The following is a 25180-nucleotide window of genomic DNA, read 5'->3' on the forward strand; positions in this document are numbered from 1 at the left end:
TATTTTGAACAAGCGCTGCTTTGATTGGCTCAGTCAGCAACCATGGAGATCAACGAATATGCTCTATCCGATTGCGATTTCAATAGGTGATGAAGAACACGCGTGGGGCGTGGAAGTGCCGGACATTCCCGGCTGCTTTTCGGCTGGCGACGATCTGGATGATGCCGTTGCCATGGCTCGCGAAGCCATCGAGGGGCATTTCGAGATTCTGGCCGAGGACGGTGCGCCGATTCCGGCTGCCAGTAAGTTGGGGCTCCATGTGGCCAATCCGAAGTTCGCCGGATGCGCGTGGGCAGTGGTGGATATTGATGTCGTGAAGTATTTGGGTAAAGCCCAGAAACTCAACATCACGCTGCCTGGACATTTGCTCAACCGCATTGATGAATATGTTTTGCATCACCCGGAGGAGAAGAGTCGTTCGGGGTTTCTGGCTTCGGCGGCTTTGAAGGTATTGCAGCAGGGTTGATATCCGCGGAGCATCAGATTTACCACCACCCTCCCCCTGCGCGGCCATCGACGAATACGCGTCATCACTTTCGAGGGAACCCACTGCGGTCCGTTTGCCGCTGACAACCTAACTCAAAAGAGCACTTGAGCCATGACTCAAAACATTTACGACGACCCTGGGTTCTTCCAGGGCTACAGCCAGATGAACCGCTCCATCGGCGGCCTCGATGCCGCGCCGGAATGGCCTGCGCTCAAGGCATTGCTGCCCTCCATGCACGGTTTGCACGTGGTGGATCTGGGCTGCGGCTATGGCTGGTTCAGCCGTTGGGCCAGCGAACAAGGCGCGCACAATGTGCTGGGGCTGGATGTCTCGGAGAAAATGCTGCAGCGGGCACGCGACACCACTTCGGTGGCAAACATCCGCTACGAACGCGCCGATCTGGAACAGCTCGACTTGCCCGCGTGCAGTTTCGACCTGGCCTACAGTTCGCTGGCGTTGCACTACATCAAGGATCTGCCGGGGCTGTTTGCCCACCTCTACACAGCGCTGAAACCGGGTTCGCATTTTGTGTTTTCCATCGAACACCCGATCTTCATGGCACCGCGCAATCCCGGCTGGCTGATCGACAGTGAAGGTCGCAAGCGCTGGCCGCTGGACAGTTATCAGATTGAAGGAGAACGGGTGACGAATTGGCTGGCAGAAGGTGTGATCAAGCAGCACCGCACCGTCGGCACATTGCTCAACTCGCTGATCGATGCCGGTTTCACCATTCGCCACGTTAACGAATGGGGCCCGAGCGATGAAGAAGTAGCGGCGCAACCGGCGCTGGCGGAAGAGCGGGAGCGGCCGATGATGATGCTGGTGGCGGTGCAGCGCTAGGACTGCGCAAACGGAATAATTGTGGCGAGGGGATTTATCCCCTCACCACAAATCGTATCTGCCCTCAGCGCGTCGCCACCATAAACAACCGCGGAAACGGCAACAGCACCGAGCCATCCGCCAACGCCGGATAAGCCTTCTCAACCTCAGCCAGATACCGCTCCAGATACTGCGTCCGCTCGCTTTCAGTCAACGGACTCAGAAACGGAATCAGCCCACTGCCCTTGAACCACTCGACTACCCCCGCAGCGCCATCCAACAACTGATGGTGATACGTGGTGCGCCACACATCGACCCGCGCGCAGTGCGGTCGCAGCATCGAAAAGTACTCGCTGGCGCTCGCCATGTCCGTACGCTGTCCGGCAGCGTCAGCGAGTTTGCTTGCCCACGGGCCATTCGCCGCGACTTCACGCATCAAGCGGTGGGAGGGTTCATTAAGATTGTCCGGCATCTGAATCGCCAGACTGCCACCCTGCGCAAGCTTGCCCGCAAGCGCCGGCAGCAACGCCGCGTGATCGGGTACCCATTGCAATACCGCATTGGCAAAGATCACGTCGAAAGGGCCTTCATCGGCCCATCGATCAATCTCGGCGACATCGAACTGCAACTGCGGCAAGCGCTTGCGTGCGGCAGCGATCATGTCCGCCGAGCTGTCCAGCCCGCTGACTGTCGCCCCAGCAAAACGCTGCACCAGCAACTCGGTCGAGTTACCCGGACCGCAACCGATATCGACCACCGCTCGCGCTTCAGCCGTAGGAATCGCCGCCAGCAGATCGCGTGCCGGGCGGGTGCGTTCATCTTCGAAAGCGACGTACTGTTTGGCGGACCAACTCATTGCGTTCTCCTGTCATGGCGAAAAGCGAGTGCTGCCACGATACCGTTACCAGCTAAAACTGGCTCCCCTACCAACGTCGCGCAGGTTTCCTGGATTTGTAAGTAGAATTTTCATCAAGCCGTCAGTGTCTGAATTTCAGGCACCCAACAACAAGGATTACGGCTATGAAATTCGCGAAGATTTCCCAGAAGCTTGCCCTGTGGGCCGGCAGTCCCAAGACGTTCATGGGGGCGTTGATCCTGATTGGGTTGTGGGGAATGAGTGGGCCGATTTTCGGTTACAACGACACCTGGCAACTGATCATCAATACCTCGACGACGATCATCACGTTCCTGATGGTGTTCCTGATCCAGAACACCCAGAACCGCGACACCGACATTCTGCATTTGAAACTTGATGAGTTGCTGCGGGTAAACAAGGAAGCACAAAACGCGATGTTGGGGCTCGAAGCGCTGGATCTGAAGCAGTTGGAAGCGCTCCGCAAGCACTACCGCAGTTTGGGTGAGGGAGAGGTTTTCAATCTTGAGGGGTTGGGCGACAAGGGTAAGACGAAGCAGGATTTGAATGAGTGCTGATGCAAAAATCTAAAGATCGCAGCCTGCGGCAGCTCCTACACAAATCCTCTGTAGGAGCTGCCGCAGGCTGCGATCTTTTAATCTTTTGATCTTTTGATCTTTTGATCTTTTGATCTTTTGATCTTTTGATCTTTTGTTCAGGTCAGCGGCTAGCCTGCAGCGACCGAGCCATCTGCAGATGATTCTGCAACTTAGGCAAGGTCTCATCGGCGAAGGCCTTGATCTCAGGCACGGTGGTGGTTTGCGCCTCCTGCTGAAGCTGCTGGATTGCCTCTTCAGTGGCTTTCACCTGACTGGCGGCGTACGCCTGATCAAAGGTTGCGCCATCTTTCACTTCAGGAATCAATTCTTTGGCCTTGTCGGCCATTTCTTCACGCGGCGCGACGGGCAGGTCGAGTTTTTTCGCAATCTTCGCCAGATGTTGATTGGCCGTGGTGCGGTCGTTGATGACGACGATGGTGAAATCCTTGACCTCTTTGGATTCGGTCTTCTGATGCGCCAGACGGCTGGCTTCGATGTCGGCCATGCCTTTGGCGGAAGCATCGTTGATGAATTCGGCAGGCGACTGGGCAAAAGCACTGCTGGTGAACAATCCCAACAGTGTGAAAAAACTTAAACGTCGTAACTGGGTGGCCATCCGGCTCATGGTCGCGCCCTCCTTCTTGCTGAATTCAAGCGGGAGCTTGCGCCCCCGCCTCTCAATCAAAACTACCTTCACCGACTACTTCGATTTCTGAGCAGGCTTGCGGCCCGTTTCTGTTTTCGCAGGCTCTTTATCGACCGTCGTTGTGGTGGTTTTCCCACCTTTGCGACCAGCTTCAGAAGCCTTCGTTCGATCGTTGGTGAAGTTTCCCGAGTTCGAGTTTCTTGAATTAGGCATGATTCTCTACCTCTTGGTATTGATCGTAGCGAGCAGGTGCCCGCCTAGATTGAGAATTTTCTTACCGACAAAGGTTTAGAAAAATTGCCATCGCTGCGACGAACGGTGAACCCCGCGCTGCATAGATCAAGCCTTGTTCGGCATCAATCCCGGCAATGCATGCAGCAGGGCATTGATGGCGAAACCGATGAACATCACGCCGCACAACCGAGTGATGAGCAGTTCGTGACGCTGGTACACCGTACGCACTCGCTGCGCGCCAACCACGCCAATCAGAATCGCGTAGGCGAGCAGTCCACCAAGGAAACTCAGGGCGATCAGCGCTGGCAACATCGACCAGTTGAGCAGCTCGGCGCGGCTCGACAGCAGCGCGGTAAACGTCGCCACTGCTACTGGATAGGCCTTGGGATTGGTCAGGCCGAACAAAATGCCGTGCCAGAAGGGATTGCGCGCCGCGCCCTGCGGTTGATCATCACTGCGCCGTTGCGCACGCACTGCACGCCAACCGAGCCAGAACAGGTACAAGCCACTCAGTACGCCAAGCACATCAAACGCGGTGCTGCCGATTTCCCGGGCACCGACAATCGCGATCAGTGCGGTGCTGCACCACACCACATCGCCCAGCAAATGCCCGCAAAGAAATCCTGCACCGGCACGCCGCCCATGCGCCGCGCCAATGCCGAACACCGCCAGCACGCCCGGCCCGGGCGTGATGCCGTAAATGAAACCCGAGGCCAGCACGGCCATTAGCAACGATGGAGTCATGGGTAACCTGCAAACGCGAGAATACGTGGCGGCCAGTCTATATCAGCGAAAACAGTCTGTTCACGGCGCGTCGTAAAAACGCATGCCAGCGTACGGTTTTTGCCGACACGCCGCTCAGTAACCTCTGAGATCTTCAGGGACGCCGTATTGCTGGCCGTCGTAGGTCAACGTGATTTGGGGTTTCTTCAGGTGAGTGGTTTTGGAAACGCACTCGTTGCCCGACTTGGCGTCGTTCATTTTGCTGGCGCTGGTGGTGATGATCAAATCGGCGAAACCGTGGTGACTCGATGGACCGATCTCGACAGTCCTGCGGACCTGATTGGTATAGCCCTCGCAATCGCTCATGAATTCGCCGTTGTTTTTGTAGACCACCAAGCCTTCCAGAACCGGGCGCAGGTTGTTGCCTTCGCGGACGTACAACGCCAGATCGGTTTTTTCGTAGGGAATGGCATGGGAGCTGTGCACGAACTTCGAGCGCAGACCAAACGCGCGAACATTCGGCGCCAGTCGGTAGCGACCGGTGTCAATGCGCAGGTCATCGAAGCGCACGGCATCGGAGTTGTAAGCGCCTGGTTTGCGGTAGGTGGCGATGGGGTTTGCATTGCTGGCGTTGACGATCGACAGGTCCAGATCGAACACCCCGGCATCGTCGCCGCCAGCGTCAGCCAGGTACGTGGACTTGACCGCGATCGCCTGCGTCGGAAAGGCTGGCCAGACGATGCAGCGTGACATCGATTGACCGTCGAAGGCCTTGGTGGTGCAGGCGGCCTGGGCTTGGGCGGTGATGGCCAGAATACCGAGGGCGATAAGGAGTCTGGTGGGGGTGAGCATGGTTCTTCCTTGATAAGAGTCGTGTGTGGCAGGTCAGTCAAAGACCCTTGAAACCTGGTGGCAGGACGTAAGTCTTTCCGTCGTAATGCAATGTTGTCAAAACCGGTTTGCGTACAGTCGTCTCGTCTTCACAAGCGTCGCCTTCAACCATACTTGTCGTGCTTTTTTCCTGGGTTTTGACGATTAAATCTGCATAGCCGTTGGAGCTCGTTTTAGCGATATCTAAGGTTCTTGAAATTTCAAAACGCTGTCCAGCGCAGTTGTCATCCCACTCGCCACCATACTCATAAACCACCAACTGACGCAGGACAGGACGCAACGTCTCGCCCTCCTTCACGTAGAGCGACAGTTGATGTTCCTCCACGGGATTGAGACGAGAGCCGTTAGCGAGCTTTGCGCGGACACCAAAGGCTCGAAGTTCGGGAGCGAGTTTGTAGCGCGCCGTGTCGAGCGTCAGATCCTTCAAGTGGACGCCATCCATTACGAAAGCGGCGGCCTGGTGATAAGTCGCCACCGGAGTCGGTTGGCCATCCTGCAACACGGACACTTCCAGATCGTGGGTACCTAGCGCTTCGGTAGTGCCGGGCTCAAACCGCGTCGAGGCGCTGATGGTCAGCCCCGGGTAGGCCGGCCAATCCTTGCAGGCAGAGACATCCTCCCCCGCAACCGCTGGCGGCGTGCAAGCCGCAAACACCTGCCCCGCCATCAACCACCCGCCCAACACCACACACCCGATCAATCCAGACTTCACTGTCACTTCCCGCTCCTTGATATCGTTTCAGCCGCGCACTATCCCCTCCTCAATCCTGCGATTCAACCAATTCAACGCCTGATCGCCGCCTCGGCGCTTATGCCACGCCAGCACAAACGTGAACGGCGGAATCTCGAATGGCGGCGGCACGACGACAAGTTCGCGCGGATCAATATCCCGCAGCCCCCGCGACGACACCGTGAGAATCAGATCCGTGCCGCTGATGAACTGTGGCGCGACGTTCCAGTGCGGCAGGCTGATGGCTACGCGACGGCGTTCACGCAGTGACGTTAACGCGCGTTCGATTTCCGGCGTGCCGCTGCCACGCATTTCCAGCAATACATGCGGGCGGGACAGGTAGGTCGGCAGGTCCAGAACGCCGTCGGCAGGCAAGCTGGCGCGATCCAGCAGGCACACGTAGCGCTCTTCAAACAGCAGCGTGCTGCGCAATTCGTTGGGCATTTCCGGGAACACGCCGGCGGCCACGTCGATATCGCCGTTGAGTACCCCTTCCAGCATGCCTTCGCGACTGGCGTGGCTGATTTGCAAGTCGATGCCCGGCGCTTCGCGGCGCAGGGTGCGGATCAGCGTGGGCAGGATGATCGCCGCGCCGTAGTCGGACATCGCCACGCGAAAGGTGCGGCGCGCACTCGCCGGATCAAAGGTATTGGGAGCCAGCAGCGACTGCACCTGGGCCAGCGCTTCGGCCAATGGCGCGATCAGTTCCAGGGCCCGCGCTGTGGGTACAAGGCCAGAACCTGCGCGCACCAGCAATGGATCACCAAGCAAGTCACGCAATCGCGCCAGCGCATGGCTGACCGCCGGTTGGCTGAGGTGCAGGCGCTCGGCGGCGCGGGTGACGTGTTGCTCGCTGAGCAATGCGTCGAGGATCACCAACAGATTGAGGTCGATACGGCGCAGATCATTCATCTGGTGCATGTTCTTGATGACAAAACGTAATTTAAATCTGCGCGGCGAATAGCCTAGAGTCCAGCAAAACCTGTTGGAGGATGATCATGAGTACGTTGCAGTGGGCCGGTTTGCTCGCCTTGGCCGCTTTCGCCGGCGCAGTGGTGCCGTTTCAAAGTGCGATCAATAGCAATCTGGCGCGAGGGCTGGGACATCCGTTGTGGGCAACATTGGCCTCGCTGCTGGTGAGTGTGTTGGTGCTGTTGCCGGTGATTCTGGCGTTGCGCTTGCCGTTGCCGTCAGTGGCGTTCATCAGCAAGGCGCCGTTGTGGATATGGGCGGGTGGCGCGTTCGGCGTGTGCTTTGTGGCGCTGGCGGTGATGCTTTTACCCAGACTCGGCGCGTCGGGATTTGTCGCGCTGGCGTTGGCCGGACAGGTCATTGCCTCGATGGTGCTGGATCACTTCGGGCTGTTTGGGTTGGTGGAAAAACAGCTGACATTGACGCGAGTATTTGGCGCGGTGTTGCTGATTGCGGGGGTGGTTTTGATTCAGTTGGGGGATTCGACAGTGAGGGTTTTGTCACCGCAGTAAAGCAAAAGATCGCAGCCTTCGGCAGCTCCTACATGGGACCGGTGTAGGAGCTGCCGAAGGCTGCGATCTGTTGATCTTCGCCCGAACTCAAAACGCGTTGCGGAAAATCTCCTCGATCTGCCGCTGATCCGCCGCGCGTGGATTGGTCAGCCCGCAAGCGTCTTTCAGGGCGTTGGTGGCGAGAATCGGAATGTCCGAGAGCTTTGCGCCCAGATCCCGCAAGCCGCCCGGAATTTCCACATCTCTGGCCAGGCAACGGATCGCAGTAATCGCCGCCTGCGCGCCCTCTTCCGGGCTCAAACCGTGAACATCGGCACCCATGGCGTGGGCGACATCGGTGAGCCGGTCGGCACACACCAGCGCATTGAACGTCTGCACATGCGGAAGCAGCACAGCGTTGCAGACACCATGAGGCAAGTCGTAGTAACCGCCCAACTGGTGCGCCATCGCGTGCACGTAGCCCAGCGAGGCATTGTTGAACGCCATGCCGGCGAGGAACTGCGCGTAGGCCATGTTCTCCCGTGCGGCGAGATCGCTGCCGTCGCGCACGGCCAGGCGCAGGTTGTTGCTGATCAGGGTCATGGCCTTCAGCGCGCAGGTATCAGTGATCGGGTTGGCGGCGGTCGAGACGTAGGCTTCGATCGCGTGGGTCAGGGCATCCATGCCGGTGGCGGCGGTCAGGCTTTTCGGCATCGCGACCATCAGCGCCGGATCGTTGACCGACAGCAGCGGCGTGACGTTGCGGTCGACGATGGCCATTTTCACGTGACGCGATTCGTCGGTGATGATGCAGAAACGGGTCATCTCGCTGGCGGTGCCGGCGGTGGTGTTGATGGCGATCAGCGGCAGTTGCGGCTTGCTCGATTGATCAACGCCTTCGTAATCGCGAATCTGCCCGCCATTGGTCGCACACAGCGCGATACCCTTGGCGCAGTCGTGGGGCGACCCGCCGCCCAGCGACACCACGAAATCACAGTGACTTTCCTTGAGCAGGCCCAGACCGCACTCGACATTGGCGATGCTCGGGTTCGGTTTGGCACCGTCGAAAATCACCGAGTCGATGTCCTGCATCGCCAGCTTCTCGGCCACCATGGCCGCCACGCCGGCCTTGGCCAGCCCCACATCGGTGACGATCAGCGCCTTGCGAAAACCGTAGTTGCGGATCGCGACCATGGCTTCGTCGAGGCATCCATTGCCCATGATATTGACCGCCGGAATGAAGAAGGTGCTGCTCATCGTGTTTCTCCTGACTGGGCCGAATCGACAGCTGCGATCCGACGGATACACACAGGATCGACCCATCGGTCACGGCGTATGTTGATCTGGCTCAATGTCCGCTCGTGATAAAGTCGCCGTCCATCAGCCCCTATGTTTTGAGATGTGCCAAGTAATGAGCGATTTTCTGGATGTCGACGCCACCCTCGAAGACTGGAATACCCTGCGCGCCGCAACCGACTTCAACGGTTTGCTGGTGGGTAACGGCGCCAGCCGGGCCGTTTGGGACGACTTCGGTTACGACTCGCTGTTCGAAAATGCCCGCACCGTTGAAGAAAAGCCACTGAGCGCGTCGGAGCTGGCGGTGTTCGACGCCATGCAGACGCACAGCTTCGAGCAGGTCCTCAGCGCACTGAAAACCACCAGCCGGGTGAACAAGGCGCTGGCCGTCAGCTCGGCCGCACCGCGTAACCGCTACTACGCGATCAAGGAAGCGCTGATCAACACCGTGCACGCCATTCACATTCCGTGGCGGCTGGTTCAGGCCTCAACGCTGACCACGCTGAATGAAGAACTGGCGCGCTATCGCACGGTGTTCACCACCAATTACGACTTGCTCAACTATTGGGCGATCCAGCATCGCAGCGAGGCCATCGACGATCTGTTCAATGGCGCCAACGCGAGTTTCGATATCAGCGAAACCGCTACGTCCAAACCGCGTGTGCTGTACCTGCACGGCGGTCTGCATCTGGTACGCAATCAGGATGGCACCGCGCGCAAACTGACCTCGACCGAGGGCACCCTGCTCGGCAGCTTTGCGATCAACAACACGATCAAGACGCTGGATGACGTGCCGCTGTTCGTCACCGAAGGACCGAGCGCCGACAAGCTCAAGACCATTCGCAGCTCGGATTATCTGTCGTTCTGCTACGAGCAGTTATTGGGCCATGGCGACAGCCTGTGCATCTTCGGCCATGCCTTGGGCGAGCAGGACAACCACATCGTGCGGGCATTGCGCCTGGCGAAGCCGGCGGTTGTGGCGATCTCGATTTATCCGCGCAGCGCGGCGTTCATTCAGCATCAGAAGCGCCACTACGCGAAGGTGTTTGAGGGAACGGGGGCGCAGTTGCGGTTTTTCGATGCGAAGACGCATGCGTTGGGCAGTCCGAAGTTGTCGGTGCCGGTCGAGGTTTGAAGCAAGATCAAAAGATCGCAGCCTGCGGCAGCTCCTACATTGATCTGTTTAGGAGCTGCCGCAGGCTGCGATCTTTTGATTTTCGGTTCATTCTTCTGAGCTGTGCACCACCACCAGCAACTGCGCCTGCACCTCGCCCACCGAGCGAATCCGATGCGGTTTCTGCGCATTGAAGTGCAACGCATCCCCGCGTTCCAGCAGCACTCGCTCGTTCATGAAATCCACTTCAACCTGCCCTTCGTGGACGAACAGAAACTCTTCGCCCAAATGCTCTTTGAAGGTCTTGTCGGTGAACTCGCTCGGCGGGTAGATGATGAACGGCAGCAGGTTGCGCTCGCTGACCTGATGCGCCAGCACCGCATAACCCGGGCTCTGATCATTGGCCGCCAGTGACTGGCGCTCGTGGCTGCGCACCAGGCTGTAGCTGTCGAGGCTGACGTTGTCTTCAGAGAACAATTCCTCGACTTTCACATTCAGCGCCTTGGCCAGTTTCAACGCGGCAGCAATCGACGGGGTGTTCAGCCCGCGCTCGACTTTCGACAGATAACTCTTGGTCATGCCGGATTTTTCGGCCAGCGCCTCAAGGGTTACGCCAAGTTTTTTTCTCAATAATTTCAAACGGATAGACATGCGCTGCGGTTATTCCATCAAGGAAGCGACGATTTGTGCTTGCCAATGACACTTTGTGTCATATAGCCTCTTTCGTGTCATTTGCAATCACCCAAAGGACACAGACATGGCCAAGACATTAGCACTACCCAAAGAGCAATTGGTCAAGCATGCGCTGACCCAGATGCAAAACACCCTGGCGGATAATACGTGGACAGACCGGCAAAAGCTGGCCCTGACCTGCCGGATCCTGTTCGAAAGCGGTCACGACTCCGGCCTGGCCGGGCAAATCACCGCCCGTGGCCCGCAGCCGGGCACCTATTACACTCAACAACTGGGCCTGGGTTTCGACGAAATCACCGCGAGCAACCTGCTGCTGGTCAACGAAGACCTGGAAGTCCTTGAAGGCCACGGCATGGCCAACCCGGCCAACCGTTTTCACAGCTGGGTTTATCGCGCCCGGCCCGATGTGAACTGCATCATCCACACCCACCCGACGCACGTTGCCGCGCTGTCGATGCTGGAAGTACCGCTTGAGATTTCGCACATGGACCTGTGCCCGCTGTACGACGACTGCGCGTTTCTTGAAGGCTGGCCAGGTGTGCCGGTGGGCAATGAAGAAGGCGAACTGATTGCCGGCGCACTGGGCGACAAACGCGCGATCCTGCTTTCGCACCATGGTCAGCTGTCGAGCGGCAGCACGATTGAAGAAGCGTGTGTCATCGCGCAACTGATCGAACGCGCGGCAAAGCTGCAACTGCTGGCGATGGCGGCCGGGACGATCAAACCGATCACTCCGGCGCTGGGTCGCGAGGCGCATGACTGGGTGTCGAAACCCAAGCGCCACGCCGCCGCTTTCAACTATTACGCCCGGCAGAACCTGCGCCAACACGCCGATTGCCTGAACTGAAACCTTTTTACGGAGACACCCCCATGTCCAATATTCACGGCATCATCGGCTACACCATCACCCCGTTCGGCGCCAACGGCGAAGGGCTGGATTTGCCGGCGCTGGGTCAATCGATCGATCGCTTGATCGACAGTGGCGTCCACGCCATCGCCCCGCTGGGCAGCACCGGCGAAGGCGCTTACCTGAGCGATGCCGAGTGGGATCAGGTTGCCGAGTTCAGCATCAAACACGTGGCCAAACGCGTGCCGACCATCGTCAGCGTGTCCGACCTGACCACCGCCAAAGCTGTGCGTCGGGCGCGTTTTGCCGAGGCTCACGGCGCCGATGTGGTGATGGTGCTGCCGACGTCGTACTGGAAGCTCACTGAAGCGGAAATCCTCGCGCACTACCGCGCCATTGGCGACAGCATCGGCGTGCCGATCATGCTCTACAACAACCCGGCCACCAGCGGCACCGACATGTCGGTCGACTTGATTCTGCGCATCGTCAATGCCGTGGAAAACGTGACCATGGTCAAGGAGAGCACCGGCGACATCCAGCGCATGCATAAGCTGCAACTGCTTGGCGAAGGTCAGGTACCGTTCTACAACGGCTGCAACCCGCTGGCGCTGGAAGCCTTCGCCGCCGGGGCGAAAGGCTGGTGCACGGCGGCGCCGAACCTGATTCCGCAGTTGAACCTGGACTTGTACGCGGCTGCACTGGCGGGTGATCTGGAAAAGGCGCGGGCGCTGTTCTATCGCCAGTTGCCGCTGCTGGATTTCATCCTCAAGGGTGGTTTGCCGGCGACGATCAAGGCTGGGCTGCGCGATACCGGGCTTGAGGTGGGCGATCCGCGCTTGCCGGTATTTCCACTGAGTGACACCGCAAGAACTCAACTCAACGGCTTGCTCCACGTTTTGCGCTAAATAAAAATCCCGCCAGGATCACTCCGGGCGGGATTTTTCATGGTCGCGGGTTACAAACTGGCGGCGTTTTTCATCGCTTCGCGCTGGAAGGGCTGATCCTTGAGGATCTGCGCGATAAACGTGTCAGTGACCAATTGCAGGTGTTCGAACTGCCCGCCCGAGGCATTGAAGACACCGCGCCAGGATTCACTGTGGTTGTGCACGGTGTACACACCCAGAATTTCCTTGCCGTGGCTGAGACTGAAAACCACCGTGCTGTCCCAGCTCACCGGCACCGGAACCAGAAACATCGTAAAGGCACTCAGCAACATCTGCGGCTGCATCCCGCCGACATCACTATTGGCGATCACCAGCAGGTTGTAGCCATCCACGCTGCGACCGGCCTTGACCTCGTCAAAGGTGCCGCGCCGACGCAGATCGTCGCGCAACATCCAGCTCGGCATGCCTACGACTTCGACGTTGATTCCCGGCAGTTGCTGGTTGTAGTCAACTTCGGGAGTCTTGAGGCTATGGGTTACCTGGCAGCCGCCGAGCAACAGGAGCAATCCCAGAAACAGAAGCTTGATGCGCATTAGAGTTTCCCTGACAGCATTGCTTTATAGACCGAGGCACTGGTGCCGTGCTCTTCGCGAATGAACGGCGTGGCCGTGTACAGATTAGGCATATCCAGACGTTGCAGACCCGGCACTTGCGGGTACTTGGCGCGAACAAGCGCCGCGTCGCGCTCCAGATGATCGCTGTGCAGGAACAGGCACGACGCACTTCGGCCGATCAGGCAGCCGGCGCGAAAGTCGCCGATGTAATAAGCCTTGCCAGCCTCCAGTTGCAGACCGACGGTGAAGTCTTCACGGCTCCAGCTCACCGACTGGCCCTGATCGAAGCGCACGTTGTAAATCTCGTAGCGCCCGGGTTTGAGCGGCATGACAAACAACGTGCCGATGCCGTGACCGGTCTCGCGCACGTCCCGCGCGGTACGAGCGTAAAACTCGTTGTGAAGGCGCGCGGTGGCGAAGTCATCGCTGCCGCGCTTGCGGATCATCAGCATTTGTTCATGAGCGCCGTATTTCGCCTCAGGCCAGATGCCGACCACGCCCACTACATAGGCCACGCCGGAATCGGCGGTCGGGCTCAGTTCATCGTCAATATGGGTCGGGGACATGCTGTAGCAGCCGCTCAGGCAGAGCAGCGCTGTCAAGACAGCGAGTAAACGGATCATCGAAGAACAAACTCTCGCGTAAAAATTCAGAAGTCCACGAAAGAGTCAGTAACGCCGCCCTCCATGGATGGGTCACGGAGAATAAACGAGATAGTGGCACATTGCCAGAAATCAGTCGCCATTGCTTTGACGACTGAAACCAACGCTGTTCAGAGGACTGGCAGGGTCTTGTCCTTGATGGTTTTCGTCGGGCCGTTGGCCTTGACGCTGGCGATGCCTTTGTCACACGCCGCATCCGAGGAGTAGGCCTCGCTGCTGCCGATCACCTGATGATTGGCGGCTTTGAGATTGAAGTACGGATGACCATCCTTGGTGGACTTTTTCTCATAGCGCTCATCCAGCGGGCTGTTGGTCTGCACTGACGCAATGCCGCTGTCGGCTGCCGCGCGGGTGGTGTAGAGCTCGCTGGTGAGAATGGTTTCGGCGTTGGCTGCTTTCAGCACAAACCTGAACTGGCCGTTGCTGCTTTTACTCACTTCGTACCATCCGGACATGCTCGTTTCTCCTTGGCGGATGAGAGGTTTCGCGCTTCAGAGTAAAGACCAACCTCAGACTTCTGTCGCCTGTACTGACGCCATCGCTGGCAAGCCAGCTCCCACAGAGTCCGGGTCGTTCACAAAACCTTTGTACAGCACACAGAACCTGTGGGAGCTGGCTTGCCAGCGATGGCAGCGACTCGGTATGAGTTATTTCACCACCGCCCGCACCACCGACAATTCCGGAACCGCCACCCGCCGCTGACTCAGATACCGCGTACAACTCACCCGCAAGAACGAAGCAAAATTGACCACCTCGCCGCGGTAATCCATCACCTCTTCATACAGCTTGGCGATCAGTTGATTGGTGGTCATGCCGTCGATCTCGGCGATTTCGCCGAGGATGTCCCAAAACTGATTTTCCAGGCGCAACGTCGTCACCACCCCGCAAATACGCAGCGAGCGAGAGCGCGATTCATAGAGGATCGGGTCAGCCTTGACGTAGAGCTCGCACATGGACGAAACCTCGTTACAGGGTGATTTGGGTGCCCAGCAAACCGAGGAAACCGGCCAGCCAGTTCGGATGCGCCGGCCACGCCGGAGCAGTCGCCAGATTGCCTTGCACGTGGCCGTCCGTCACCGGGAGGTCGATGTACGTACCGCCCGCCAGTCGGACCTCAGGCGCGCAAGCCGGATAGGCGCTGCACTCGCGCCCCTCAAGAATGCCCGCCGCTGCCAGCAACTGCGCGCCATGGCAGACCGCTGCAATCGGTTTGCCGGACTTGTCGAAGGCACGCACCAGATCGAGGACTTTTTCGTTCAGACGCAGGTACTCCGGAGCCCGACCGCCGGGGATCACCAGCGCGTCGTAATCGGCCTCGCTGGCCTTGGCGAAATCGAAATTCAGCGCGAACAGGTGACCGGGTTTTTCGCTGTAGGTCTGGTCGCCTTCGAAGTCATGGATCGCGGTGCGCACGGTCTGGCCAGCGGCTTTATCCGGGCAGACCGCGTGGACGGTGTGCCCGACCATTTGCAGGGCCTGGAACGGCACCATCACTTCGTAGTCTTCGACGTAATCGCCGACCAGCATCAGGATTTTTTTTGCGGCCATGGGGAGGACTCCTCTGGGAAATGCTTGGGAGTATTGAAGGTAGACCTTATCTGTCGGGGCGGGTAACAACCGGCTACTACGCCTGACGCGCCAGGCACTCGTACACGGACACCTGTAGGAGCTGCCGAAGGCTGCGATCTTTTGACTTTGTCTTTTAAAAACAAGATCAAAAGATCGCAGCGTGCCGCAGCTCCTACAGGGATGCAGGTCGATACAGGCGTTCAGTCGTGGGTCAGGAGAGAAAGCCGTCAGCGCGCAGCAAGGTTTCCAGGCAGTGCTCGCTGATGTTGTAGAACGCCTTCAACTCCTGGATTTTCACTAACAGCTGAGCCGGGTCCACCGGCTCGGCGCGTTTCACTGCCAGAATCATCTTGTTCTTGTTGGTGTGATCCAGCGAGATGAACTCGAACACTTTGGTCTCGTAACCACAGGCTTCAAGGAACAGCGCGCGCAGGCTGTCAGTGACCATTTCCGCCTGCTGACCGAGGTGCAAACCGTATTGCAGCATCGGCTTGAGCAGCGCCGGGCTCTGGATCTGCAGGCGGATCTGTTTGTGGCAGCACGGCGAGCACATGATGATCGACGCGCCCGAACGGATGCCGGTGTGGATCGCGTAGTCAGTAGCGATGTCGCAGGCATGCAGGGCGATCATCACGTCCAGTTCGCTCGGCGCCACGCTTCGCACGTCACCGCATTTGAACACCAGGCCCGGATGATCCAGTTTTGCCGCCGCGGCGTTGCACAGGCTGACCATTTCTTCACGCAACTCGACGCCCGTGACTTCGCCCTCGGCCTTCAAGGTATTGCGCAGGTAGTCATGAATGGCGAACGTCAGGTAGCCCTTGCCCGAACCGAAATCCGCGACCCGCACCGGTTTGTCCAGCGCCAGCGGTGACGATGTCAGGGCATGGCTGAAGACTTCGATGAACTTGTTGATCTGCTTCCACTTGCGTGACATCGCCGGGATCAGCTCGTGCTGCGCGTTGGTCACGCCCAGATCCTTGAGAAACGGCCGGTTCAGGTCCAGAAACCGGTTTTTCTCGCGGTTGTGCTCGGCCGACGGCGCTTCACGCAATTGCTGAGGTTTGCTCTTGAACAGCGAACTCTTGCCCTTTTTGCTGTATTCCAGCTGAGCTTCGTCAGTCAGCGCCAGCAAATGCGCATTTTTGAACGAGGCCGGCAGCAGCGCTGCGACCGCCTGCACGCCGTCTTCGAGCGGCAGGTTCTTAGTAATGTCGCGGGTTTTGTAGCGATACACGAACGACAGGCAGGGCTGAGCCTTGACGGACACCGGTTTGATGATGACGCGCTGCAAGTCCGCTTCTTCACCGACGTATTTGGCCAGCACCAGTTTGATGAAACCGTTCTGCTCGAGGCTGGTTTGCAGCAACTCGATGAACTGGGCGTGGTGGTCCGGCGCGGGTTTGGCAGATGGCGCGGAAGGGGCGGTAACGGACATGAACAAGCGGCCTCGGGCGGGGCGAATCGGGAATGGCGGGTATTTTAGGGGGGATGGGGGTTGGGGACACGCTCTTATTTACCGAACGGCACAATCCATGACACCGAACCCTGTGGCGAGGGGATTTATCCCCGTTCGGCTGCGGAGCAGTCGCCACACCTGAATACTGGGTTTCACTGATAGACCGCATGGGGCCGCTTCGCAGCCCAACGGGGATAAATCCCCTCGCCACAAGGAGTTGCTGAGTCCGGGAAAATCAGCCTAGGACGACCAACCGATTGGGCAATTCATTGCGTACCTGCGTCACCGGCACATGCACCTTCAACAACTCCCCACATGCCTCGATACAAGTGACAAACCCCTCTAGCGTGCGCCCCTGCCGTACCTGCTCGGTAAACGCCGCGACAATCACATCCCAGCTTTCATTGCCCAACCGCTTCGAAATCCCCTCATCCACCAGAATCTCCACGTAGCGCTCGGCCTCGCAGACGAAAATAAGCATGCCGGTGCTGCCCACGGTGTGATGCAGGTTCTGTTCGAGAAACTGTCGCCGCGCCAGGTTCGATGCGCGCCAGTGGCGCACCCGGCGTGGCACCAGATGTGTGGTGATCTTCGGCAGGCGAAACAGCAGGCACAGCACAATGAACAGGCCCCACTGCACCAGCAGCAGGCTGCGCAGGGTCAGCCAGCCGGTCAGGTAATGCACGACGCCCGGCACCACCAGCGCCAGCAGGCTGGCCCACAACAGCGGGATGTACGCGTAGTCATCGGCGCGAGCCGCCAGCACTGTCACCAGTTCGGCATCGGTGTCGCGCTCGACCCGTGCAATCGCCTCGGCGACTTTGCGTTGTTCGTGTTCAGTCAGTAATGCCATGTCAAAAAGTGCCTGCTCATTATTCTTTTAATGTCACCAGCCGCCGGACGAACCACCGCCGCCGAAACTGCCCCCGCCGCCGCTGAAGCCCCCACCGCCACCGCCGCCACCAAATCCGCCGCCACCGCCAAAACCTCCCCCGCCACCGGAGCCGCCACGGCCGGTGGGCAGGATACCGAGCATCTGGCAGACAAACACCGTCAGGATGAACAACATCACCAGAAAAACGAACAACGTCGGATGCCGCGAGATGAAATCGCTCTGCGGGTCCCCGCTGGACTCATACACCGTCGACGGTTCGTCCAGCGGATTGCCGCCCAGCACAACCAGCATCGCCGCCACACCATCGCTGATGCCTTTGCTGAAATTACCGGTCTTGAACGCGGGCGTGATGACTTGATGGATGATCACCGAGGTTTGCGCATCGGTCAGCCGGTCTTCCAGGCCATAACCGACTTCGATGCGCAATTTGCGCTCGTCACGGGCGACGATCAGCAGCGCGCCGTTGTTCTTGTCCTTTTGCCCGATGCCCCAGTGGCGACCGAGCTGGACGCCATAATCCTCGATGGTGGTGCCTTGCAGATCGGGCAACGTGACCACGACCAATTGCTCGCCGGTTGCCTGTTCGTGGGCCTGCAACTGTTGGCTCAATTGCGCGCGCACCGATGGCTCGATCATCTGCGCCTGGTCCACCACTCGCCCGCTCAGCGCCGGGAACGTCAACTCGGCCCGGGCGCTGACGGCGAACAGCCACAGCATCAGCACCAGGCCTATTTTCAACACACGCATGCATACCCCCCAACGATCTCCCTGTAGGAGCTGCCGCAGGCTGCGATCCTTTGATCCTGATCTTTAAAAACAAGATCAAAAGATCGCAGCCTGCGGCGGCTCCTACACAGGATTGTTTAGAACTTCACTTCCGGAGCCTTTTCCGCACCGGGCGTGGTGGCTTCGAAGGTTTCGCGCATCGGCAGGTCGCTGTACATCACGCTATGCCAGAGCCGACCGGGAAAAGTGCGGATCTCGGTGTTGTACTTCTGCACCGCCAGAATGAAATCGCGTCGCGCCACGGCGATGCGGTTTTCCGTGCCTTCGAGCTGCGATTGCAGGGCGAGGAAGTTCTGATTGGCCTTCAGATCCGGATAACGCTCGGACACCACCATCAAACGGCTCAACGCGCCGCTCAACTGATCCTGCGCCTGCTGGTACTGCTTGAGCTTCTCGGGATTGTCGAGGGTACTGGCATCAACCTGAATCGACGTGGCTTTCGCCCGGGCTTCGATCACCGCGGTCAGGGTTTCCTTTTCGTGGGCGGCATAGCCCTTCACCGTTTCCACCAGATTGGGGATCAGGTCGGCGCGACGCTGGTACTGGTTCTGCACCTGCCCCCACGCGGCCTTGGCCTGTTCGTCGAGGGTCGGGATGTTGTTGATGCCACACGCGGTCAGCAACGTCGCCAGCATCAACAATGTGGCGACCTGCAAACGCGAGCGATAGGTTGGACTTACATTCATTGCAGTGATGCTCCCTGACACATTTCATTAAAAAGCCGAGCGCGAAACCTTCTCAGCCAGCGGTTGGGGCATAATCGGCCGCGCCACTGGATTGCGACCGGTCAATGGGCTAAAAAGTGCCTGCGCGGTCGAACTGCCTGCGGTCAACGGTGTTTTTTTGGCTTGGCGTTTTTGCGCCCGCACCCGAACAACAATAGTCGCTCCCTAAATTTTGGCTGGCCGGCATTGCATTGCCGTTTGTGCCCTTGAGAAAAACATTCATGAAGAAGCTGTGTTTGCTGGGCCTGTTCGTCAGTCTGGCCAGTCATCAAGTATTGGCCGCTGAGACCTCGGTACCTCTGGAAAACAAGGACGCCTTCATCAGCAACCTGATGAAGCAAATGACCCTCGACGAAAAGATCGGCCAGTTGCGCCTGATCAGCATTGGCCCGGAAATGCCCCGCGAGCTGATCCGCAAGGAGATCGCCACCGGCAACATCGGCGGCACGTTCAACTCGATCACCCGCGCGGAAAACCGTCCGATGCAGGACGCTGCCATGCGCAGTCGCCTGAAGATTCCGATGTTTTTCGCGTACGACGTGATCCACGGTCACCGTACGATTTTCCCGATTCCGCTGGCCCTGGCTTCGAGCTGGGACATGGACGCCATCGGTCGCTCCGGGCGCGTTGCCGCCAAAGAGGCCGCTGCTGACAGCCTCGACCTCACCTTCGCGCCGATGGTCGACATCTCCCGCGACCCGCGCTGGGGTCGTAGCTCCGAAGGTTTCGGTGAAGACACCTACCTCACTTCGCGCATCGCCAAAGTCATGGTCAAGGCCTATCAGGGCGATGCCCCGAACACGGCCGACAGCATCATGGCCAGCGTCAAGCACTTTGCCTTGTACGGCGCGGTCGAGGGCGGTCGCGACTACAACACCGTCGACATGAGCCCGGTGAAGATGTACCAGGATTACCTGCCGCCGTACCGCGCCGCGATCGATGCCGGCGCCGGTGGTGTGATGGTGGCGTTGAACTCGATCAACGGCATTCCGGCCACCGCCGACACCTGGCTGATGAACGATCTGTTGCGCAGGGATTGGGGCTTCAAGGGCCTGGCGGTCAGTGACCATGGCGCGATCTTTGAACTGATCAAGCACGGTGTGGCGCGCGACGGTCGTGAAGCGGCGAAACTGGCGATCAAGGCCGGCATCGACATGAGCATGAACGACACCCTGTACGGCAAAGAGCTGCCAGGGCTGCTCAAATCCGGCGAGATCGAACAGAAACACATCGACAACGCTGTGCGTGAAGTCCTTGCGGCCAAGTACGACATGGGCCTGTTCAAGGACCCGTACCTGCGCATCGGCAAGGCAGAAGATGATCCGGCCGACACTTACGCCGAGAGCCGCCTGCACCGCGCCGAGGCCCGCGACGTTGCGCGTCGCAGCCTGGTGCTGCTGAAGAACCAGAACGAAACCCTGCCACTGAAGAAGACTGCAAAAATCGCCCTGGTCGGCCCGCTGGCCAAGGCGCCGATCGACATGATGGGCAGTTGGGCTGCCGCCGGTCGTCCGACGCAATCGGTGACCCTGTTCGACGGCATGAACGCCCTTATCGGCGACAAGGCGAACCTGATCTACGCCCGTGGCGCGAACATCACCAGCGACAAAAAGGTGCTCGATTACCTGAACTTCCTCAACTTCGATGCGCCGGAAGTGGTTGATGATCCGCGCCCGGCCAACGTGCTGATCGACGAAGCGGTGAAAGCCGCCAAGGATGCTGACGTGATCGTCGCAGCGGTAGGCGAATCCCGTGGCATGTCCCACGAATCGTCCAGCCGCACCGACCTGAACATCCCGCAAACACAGCGCGAGTTGATCCGCGCGCTGAAAGCCACCGGCAAACCGCTGGTGCTGGTCTTGATGAACGGCCGCCCACTGACCATTCTCGAAGAGAACCAGTCGGCCGACGCAATTCTGGAAACCTGGTTCAGCGGCACCGAGGGTGGCAACGCCATCGCCGACGTGCTGTTCGGCGACTACAACCCGTCGGGCAAACTGCCGGTGACCTTCCCGCGTTCCGTTGGGCAGATTCCGACCTACTACAACCACCTGAGCATTGGCCGGCCGTTCACACCGGGCAAACCGGGCAACTACACCTCGCAGTATTTCGATGACACGACGGGCCCGCTGTTCCCGTTCGGTTACGGTTTGAGCTACACCGATTTCAGCCTGAGCGACATGGCGCTGTCCTCGACCACCCTGAACGCCACCGGCAAGCTAGACGCCAGTGTCATGGTGAAGAACACCGGCAAACGTGACGGCGAAACCGTGGTGCAGCTGTACATTCAGGACGTCACCGGTTCGATGATTCGCCCGGTGAAAGAACTGAAGAACTTCCAGAAAATCATGCTCAAGGCTGGCGAACAGAAAGTCGTGCACTTCACCATCACCGAGGAGGAGCTGAAGTTCTACAACGCCCAACTCAAGTACGCGGCCGAGCCCGGCAAGTTCAACGTGCAGATCGGCCTGGATTCTCAGGATGTGAAGCAGCAGAGCTTCGAACTGCTGTAACAAACAACGCAATACCTTGTAGGAGTGAGCCTGCTCGCGATAGCGGTGTGTCAGTCAGCGTTGATTTAGCTGAATGACCGCTATCGCGAGCAGGCTCACTCCTACATTGGTTTTGTGGGGTGGCTGCTAGCCGCGTCTGTCGAGCATGTTGACCACCAACCGATCTACCCACCCCCAAATCCTCTGTTTCACCCGCCGCCACAACGGCCGCCTCTGCCACTCCTCCAGACTCACGCGCTGACTCAAGCCGAAATCCTTCTCGAAGCTCGCCACCACCGCTGCCGTCAACGACGGATCGAGCGCCTCAAGATTCGCCTCCAGATTGAAGCGCAAATTCCAGTGATCGAAGTTGCACGAACCGATGCTCACCCAATCGTCCACCAGCACCATTTTCAGGTGCAGGAAGCACGGCTGGTATTCGTAGATCTGCACGCCGGCCTTGAGCAGTCGCGGGTAGTAGCGATGCCCGGCGTAGCGCACGGACGGGTGGTCGGTGCGCGGCCCGGTCAACAGCAGGCGCACGTCGACACCTCGGGCAGCGGCCTTGCGCAGCGAGCGGCGGATGTTCCAGGTCGGCAGGAAGTACGGGGTGGCCATCCAGATACGTTTTTGCCCGCTGTTCAGCGCGCGAAACAGTGATTGCAGAATGTCGCGATGCTGGCGGGCGTCGGCGTAAGCCACGCGGCCCATGCCCTCGCCCATGTCCGGCACCTTGGGCAGACGCGGCAAGCCGACATGCGCGGATGGCTTCCAGGCACGGCGATGGCGGTTGGCGATCCACTGGCGGTCGAACAATAGCTGCCAGTCGAGCACCAGCGGGCCGCTGATTTCGACCATCACTTCGTGCCACTCGCTGGTGTCGTGCCCCGGGGTCCAGAACTCATCGGTGACACCCGTGCCGCCGACCACCGCCAGCCGCTGATCAACCAGCAGCAGTTTGCGGTGGTCACGATAGAAATTGCCGACCCAACGCCGCCAGTGCAGGCGATTGTAAAAGCGCAGCTCAACCCCGGCGTGGGTCAAGCGTTTACGCAGGTTCAGGGTAAACGCGAGGCTGCCGTAGTCGTCGAACAGACAGCGCACGCGCACACCGCGTTCGGCGGCCAGCACCAGCGCTTGCACGATGGTTTCGGCACAGGCGCCAGCCTCGACCAGGTACAGCTCAAGTTCGATCTGCTCCTGGGCGCTGGCAATTTGTTCAAGCATGCGCGGGAAGAATTGCGGGCCGTCGATCAACAGCTCGAACCGGTTGCCGTCACGCCAAGGGAAGATCGCGCCGCGCATGTCAGCGCGCCGTGAAAATCAGCACCGCACCCACCGGCACCGACAGGCTGATGGCCGACAAATCGGCCAACTTGCGCAGGCTTTCCAGCCCTGGGGCGAGATCGAAATCCTCGGCATTGATCACCACTGGCTCCAGTGTCACCACCTGAAAGCGTCGATCATCCAGACGCGTCGCCAGCAGCTCGGCCGGGTATTCGTGTTGCTTGCCATGCAGATTGACGGTCAGCGGCAGACGCAATTCCAGTTGCGCACCGGGGGCCAGATCGTTGATCGGGCGCAGGTCGATCTGGGTGGTGATGGTCGCGTCGGGAAACTGCTCGATCTGGAACAGCTCCTTGCGCATGCGCTCGTCACGCAGCGGGATGCCGCTGTTGATCGAATCCATCTCGACCTCGACCTCGGCGCGACCGTTGGGGTCGACCTTGCCATGCAGCACCAGAAAGCGCTGCACTTCGGAGATATGGGCGTTTTTCGTACTGACGAACGACAGCCGTGACGACTCGCCGTCCAGATACCAATTGGCCTGCGCCGGCAGCGCGGCGGCGGCCAGCAGCAGGCAGGAGAAGGTTTTGTAGAGGGAGCGGTTGAACATTGCGGACTCGTGGGGGCGATAAACCTGAGCCGAACATTAACTGGCTGGGGCGTGATTGCAAATCGAAGATCAAAAGATCGTCCGATCGCGGCACGAGCCTTCGGCAGCTACGGGGTTCCACTGTTGACGCTTCACCTGTGGGAGCTGGCTTGCCAGCGATTAGGCCGGCACAGGTGAAATTTTTGCTGAATGACACACCGCCATCGCTGGCAAGCCAGCTCCCACAGGGTTCTTTATTTGCAGACGAATCGTGTGTTTCAGGGGGTAAGGCGGCAGCCCTGTCGTTCGTTTTGCCACTGGGCGCTATTACTGCGGCCCATGCCGCTGACGGTGATGGTTTTGCTGGCGGCGTCATCGCTGAAGCCGCTGGTCGGCAGCCACTGCTTCACATAGCCGCGGCAATATTCGGCGTCGTTATTCATCACATAGCGGCACGAACAATATTCCTTCGCTGTGTAGGCGCTGATGATGTCCGGGAAGGCCCAGAGGTTCTCGCGCTCATAGCCGATCCAGCCGAGCAGCACGACAAGCAGCACGACAAGCAGCACCAGCAAGAACCGTTTCACGGTCGCACCGCCGCAAGCACACGCTTGAGCAGTTCGTTGTGGCGGTAACTGCCATCGCGGTCATCGGCGTAGCGCACGATCACCAGTTTTTCGCTGGGGATGACGTACAGCGCCTGGCCCCAATGCCCCAGCGCGGCGAAGGTATCGGGCGGTGCGTCGGGCCAGGGCGATGGCGCGCCATCCGCCGGGCGGTTGAGCCACCACTGGCCGCCAGGCACGGCTTCGTCCTGATGGGCCTTGTAACCGGCGAAAGGCTTGAGGTTGAACGCGACCCAGTCCTTGGGCAGCAATTGCCGATCATTCCAGCGTCCGTCGCGAGCCATCAACAGACCGATTCGCGCAAGATCCCGCGCAGTGAGATAGGCGTAAGACGAAGCGACAAACGTGCCGCTCGCATCCGTCTCCCACACCGCGCTGCGAATGCCCAAAGGCTCGAACAGGGCTGTCCACGGATAGTCGGGATAACGCTGCGGGCCGACGATGGATGTCAACGCTGCCGCCAGCAGATTGCTGTCGCCGCTGGAATAGCGGAAGGCCTGTCCCGGCGGCGCGTAAGTGTCGTGATTGGCGGTGAACGCGGCCATGTCACGATGGCCACGGGTATAGAGCATCGCCACCACCGAGGATTTCAGCGGGGCGTATTCATAGTCTTCCTGCCAGTCGATGCCCGAGGCCCAATGCAGCAGATCGGCAAGGGTGATCGCCGGGTGTTTTTCCAGCGGCGGGTAGTACTTCACGGCTGGATCATCGAGCTTGAACAGGCCTTCACCGTAGGCAACGCCAAGCAGCGCAGCCATCAGGCTTTTGCTGATCGACCAGGTCAGGTGTGGGGTTTGCGCGTCAGTCGGGCCGGCGTAGCGCTCGTAGATGATCTGGCCGTCACGGATGATCAACAAGGCATCGGTGCGAATGCCCTGGCGGGTGGTGTCGTCGCGGGGTGGGAAGGCGTAAGCCTGAAGATCTTCAACCGCTGTGATCTGCGGACCAACCAGCCATTGTTCGCCGGGCCATGATTCGGCCTGAACGGTGAAGCTGATCAGCAGCAGAAACAGCGACAGGCCTTTGAACATGGTGAGGGCTCTTGGGGAGAACCTGCTGAGACTAGTCGGGGTTCATGACAAATTGGAGATCTTGACTGTTCATCAGGCCGTCATCGCTGGCAAGCCAGCTCCCACAGGGTCAATGGTGAACAGACAATCTGTGGCAATCACAAAAACCTGTGGGAGCTGGCTTGCC

Annotated in this window: 30 protein-coding genes; 8 read left to right on the forward strand and 22 right to left on the reverse strand. The window is 59.2% G+C overall.

Features of this window, described 5'->3' with window-relative positions:
- The first annotated feature begins 58 nt into the window (after positions 1-58).
- Positions 59-466: a type II toxin-antitoxin system HicB family antitoxin gene (locus ICA16_RS15445; RefSeq protein ID WP_150617645.1), complete on the forward strand. Its 408-nt coding sequence runs from the start codon at positions 59-61 to the stop codon at positions 464-466.
- A gap of 132 nt (positions 467-598) precedes the next feature.
- On the forward strand, positions 599-1327 hold the full coding sequence (locus ICA16_RS15450) for a class I SAM-dependent methyltransferase (protein WP_210700951.1): 729 nt from the start codon (positions 599-601) through the stop codon (positions 1325-1327).
- Positions 1328-1391: 64 nt separating this feature from the next.
- On the opposite strand, the gene tam is transcribed toward ICA16_RS15450, so the two are convergent.
- Entirely contained in the window at positions 1392-2162 is a 771-nt protein-coding gene (tam, locus tag ICA16_RS15455; protein WP_210700952.1) for a trans-aconitate 2-methyltransferase, read from the reverse strand.
- 164 nt (positions 2163-2326) lie between these two features.
- Between tam and ICA16_RS15460 the strand changes: the two genes are divergently transcribed.
- The gene (locus tag ICA16_RS15460) at positions 2327-2737 is read left to right on the forward strand and encodes a low affinity iron permease family protein (protein ID WP_150617642.1); all 411 of its coding nucleotides are present in this window, start codon (positions 2327-2329) and stop codon (positions 2735-2737) included.
- 142 nt (positions 2738-2879) lie between these two features.
- Here ICA16_RS15460 and ICA16_RS15465 read toward each other — a convergent pair whose 3' ends face one another.
- The 6 genes from ICA16_RS15465 to ICA16_RS15490 all read right to left on the reverse strand — a co-directional run bounded on the left by ICA16_RS15465 (position 2880) and on the right by ICA16_RS15490 (position 6903).
- On the reverse strand, positions 2880-3383 hold the full coding sequence (locus ICA16_RS15465; RefSeq protein WP_210700953.1) for a DUF4142 domain-containing protein: 504 nt from the start codon (positions 3381-3383) through the stop codon (positions 2880-2882).
- 75 nt (positions 3384-3458) lie between these two features.
- Complete coding sequence (locus ICA16_RS15470) at positions 3459-3617, reverse strand: KGG domain-containing protein (RefSeq protein ID WP_210700954.1); 159 nt, start codon at positions 3615-3617, stop codon at positions 3459-3461.
- A gap of 126 nt (positions 3618-3743) precedes the next feature.
- Positions 3744-4382, reverse strand: coding sequence for a LysE family translocator (locus ICA16_RS15475; RefSeq protein WP_047300057.1), 639 nt, complete (start codon positions 4380-4382; stop codon positions 3744-3746).
- Positions 4383-4496: 114 nt separating this feature from the next.
- Positions 4497-5213, reverse strand: coding sequence for a PA3715 family protein (locus tag ICA16_RS15480; protein WP_210700955.1), 717 nt, complete (start codon positions 5211-5213; stop codon positions 4497-4499).
- Between the two features lie 37 nt (positions 5214-5250).
- Positions 5251-5970 (reverse strand): PA3715 family protein, encoded by a 720-nt coding sequence (locus tag ICA16_RS15485; protein WP_210700956.1) that lies wholly within the window; start codon positions 5968-5970, stop codon positions 5251-5253.
- A gap of 21 nt (positions 5971-5991) precedes the next feature.
- Positions 5992-6903 carry a LysR substrate-binding domain-containing protein gene (locus ICA16_RS15490; protein ID WP_210700957.1) on the reverse strand — a complete coding sequence of 304 codons (912 nt, stop codon included), beginning with the start codon at positions 6901-6903 and terminating at the stop codon, positions 5992-5994.
- Positions 6904-6980: 77 nt separating this feature from the next.
- Here ICA16_RS15490 and ICA16_RS15495 point away from each other — a divergent pair, with 77 nt between their 5' ends.
- Positions 6981-7466, forward strand: coding sequence for a DMT family transporter (locus ICA16_RS15495; RefSeq protein WP_210700958.1), 486 nt, complete (start codon positions 6981-6983; stop codon positions 7464-7466).
- Positions 7467-7553: 87 nt separating this feature from the next.
- Here the strand turns inward: ICA16_RS15495 and yiaY are convergent, their stop codons facing one another.
- On the reverse strand, positions 7554-8702 hold the full coding sequence (gene yiaY, locus ICA16_RS15500) for an L-threonine dehydrogenase (protein ID WP_210553783.1): 1149 nt from the start codon (positions 8700-8702) through the stop codon (positions 7554-7556).
- 154 nt (positions 8703-8856) lie between these two features.
- Here yiaY and ICA16_RS15505 point away from each other — a divergent pair, with 154 nt between their 5' ends.
- Positions 8857-9876: a DUF4917 family protein gene (locus ICA16_RS15505; RefSeq protein ID WP_210700959.1), complete on the forward strand. Its 1020-nt coding sequence runs from the start codon at positions 8857-8859 to the stop codon at positions 9874-9876.
- A gap of 87 nt (positions 9877-9963) precedes the next feature.
- Here the strand turns inward: ICA16_RS15505 and ICA16_RS15510 are convergent, their stop codons facing one another.
- The gene (locus ICA16_RS15510; RefSeq protein ID WP_003222480.1) at positions 9964-10506 is read right to left on the reverse strand and encodes a helix-turn-helix domain-containing protein; all 543 of its coding nucleotides are present in this window, start codon (positions 10504-10506) and stop codon (positions 9964-9966) included.
- A gap of 106 nt (positions 10507-10612) precedes the next feature.
- Here ICA16_RS15510 and ICA16_RS15515 point away from each other — a divergent pair, with 106 nt between their 5' ends.
- Together ICA16_RS15515 and ICA16_RS15520 are read left to right on the forward strand one after the other, a co-directional pair.
- A complete protein-coding gene (locus tag ICA16_RS15515; RefSeq protein WP_210700960.1) occupies positions 10613-11395 on the forward strand; it encodes an aldolase in 783 nt (260 codons plus the stop codon).
- A gap of 23 nt (positions 11396-11418) precedes the next feature.
- Positions 11419-12300: a dihydrodipicolinate synthase family protein gene (locus ICA16_RS15520; protein WP_210700961.1), complete on the forward strand. Its 882-nt coding sequence runs from the start codon at positions 11419-11421 to the stop codon at positions 12298-12300.
- 50 nt (positions 12301-12350) lie between these two features.
- Here ICA16_RS15520 and ICA16_RS15525 read toward each other — a convergent pair whose 3' ends face one another.
- The 9 genes from ICA16_RS15525 to ICA16_RS15565 form a co-directional block, all read right to left on the reverse strand.
- Positions 12351-12872, reverse strand: coding sequence for a hypothetical protein (locus ICA16_RS15525; RefSeq protein WP_210700962.1), 522 nt, complete (start codon positions 12870-12872; stop codon positions 12351-12353).
- The gene (locus ICA16_RS15530) at positions 12872-13516 is read right to left on the reverse strand and encodes a hypothetical protein (protein WP_210700963.1); all 645 of its coding nucleotides are present in this window, start codon (positions 13514-13516) and stop codon (positions 12872-12874) included. Before ICA16_RS15530 ends, ICA16_RS15525 begins: the two co-directional genes overlap by 1 nt.
- A 149-nt stretch (positions 13517-13665) precedes the next feature.
- On the reverse strand, positions 13666-14010 hold the full coding sequence (locus ICA16_RS15535; RefSeq protein ID WP_150603086.1) for a YegP family protein: 345 nt from the start codon (positions 14008-14010) through the stop codon (positions 13666-13668).
- A gap of 192 nt (positions 14011-14202) precedes the next feature.
- Positions 14203-14508 carry a ribbon-helix-helix domain-containing protein gene (locus ICA16_RS15540; RefSeq protein WP_210700964.1) on the reverse strand — a complete coding sequence of 102 codons (306 nt, stop codon included), beginning with the start codon at positions 14506-14508 and terminating at the stop codon, positions 14203-14205.
- A 13-nt stretch (positions 14509-14521) separates the two neighbouring features.
- Positions 14522-15103: a DJ-1/PfpI family protein gene (locus tag ICA16_RS15545; RefSeq protein WP_210700965.1), complete on the reverse strand. Its 582-nt coding sequence runs from the start codon at positions 15101-15103 to the stop codon at positions 14522-14524.
- A gap of 232 nt (positions 15104-15335) precedes the next feature.
- Positions 15336-16562, reverse strand: a complete 1227-nt coding sequence (locus ICA16_RS15550; RefSeq protein ID WP_210700966.1) for a class I SAM-dependent methyltransferase — start codon at positions 16560-16562, stop codon at positions 15336-15338.
- A 256-nt stretch (positions 16563-16818) separates the two neighbouring features.
- The gene (locus ICA16_RS15555; protein WP_210553789.1) at positions 16819-17436 is read right to left on the reverse strand and encodes a TPM domain-containing protein; all 618 of its coding nucleotides are present in this window, start codon (positions 17434-17436) and stop codon (positions 16819-16821) included.
- A gap of 33 nt (positions 17437-17469) precedes the next feature.
- Positions 17470-18225 (reverse strand): TPM domain-containing protein, encoded by a 756-nt coding sequence (locus ICA16_RS15560; RefSeq protein WP_210553790.1) that lies wholly within the window; start codon positions 18223-18225, stop codon positions 17470-17472.
- Positions 18226-18341: 116 nt separating this feature from the next.
- Positions 18342-18950: a LemA family protein gene (locus ICA16_RS15565; protein WP_115147656.1), complete on the reverse strand. Its 609-nt coding sequence runs from the start codon at positions 18948-18950 to the stop codon at positions 18342-18344.
- A gap of 260 nt (positions 18951-19210) precedes the next feature.
- On the opposite strand from ICA16_RS15565, the gene bglX reads away from it, so the two are divergent.
- Positions 19211-21502 (forward strand): beta-glucosidase BglX, encoded by a 2292-nt coding sequence (gene bglX / locus ICA16_RS15570; RefSeq protein WP_210700967.1) that lies wholly within the window; start codon positions 19211-19213, stop codon positions 21500-21502.
- A gap of 126 nt (positions 21503-21628) precedes the next feature.
- Here the strand turns inward: bglX and ICA16_RS15575 are convergent, their stop codons facing one another.
- From ICA16_RS15575 to ICA16_RS15590, 4 genes are all read right to left on the reverse strand, one after another.
- Positions 21629-22786, reverse strand: coding sequence for a phospholipase D-like domain-containing protein (locus ICA16_RS15575; protein ID WP_150604893.1), 1158 nt, complete (start codon positions 22784-22786; stop codon positions 21629-21631).
- A 1-nt stretch (position 22787) separates the two neighbouring features.
- A complete protein-coding gene (locus ICA16_RS15580; protein ID WP_210700968.1) occupies positions 22788-23378 on the reverse strand; it encodes a YceI family protein in 591 nt (196 codons plus the stop codon).
- 257 nt (positions 23379-23635) lie between these two features.
- Positions 23636-23944, reverse strand: a complete 309-nt coding sequence (locus tag ICA16_RS15585) for an amidase (protein ID WP_210700969.1) — start codon at positions 23942-23944, stop codon at positions 23636-23638.
- Positions 23941-25014, reverse strand: a complete 1074-nt coding sequence (locus ICA16_RS15590) for a serine hydrolase domain-containing protein (RefSeq protein ID WP_210700970.1) — start codon at positions 25012-25014, stop codon at positions 23941-23943. The genes ICA16_RS15585 and ICA16_RS15590 overlap by 4 nt, the downstream gene beginning before the upstream one ends.
- Positions 25015-25180: the final 166 nt, after the last annotated feature.

Origin of the sequence: Pseudomonas anatoliensis, assembly GCF_017976235.1 — a bacterium.
Lineage (GTDB): Bacteria > Pseudomonadota > Gammaproteobacteria > Pseudomonadales > Pseudomonadaceae > Aquipseudomonas > Aquipseudomonas anatoliensis.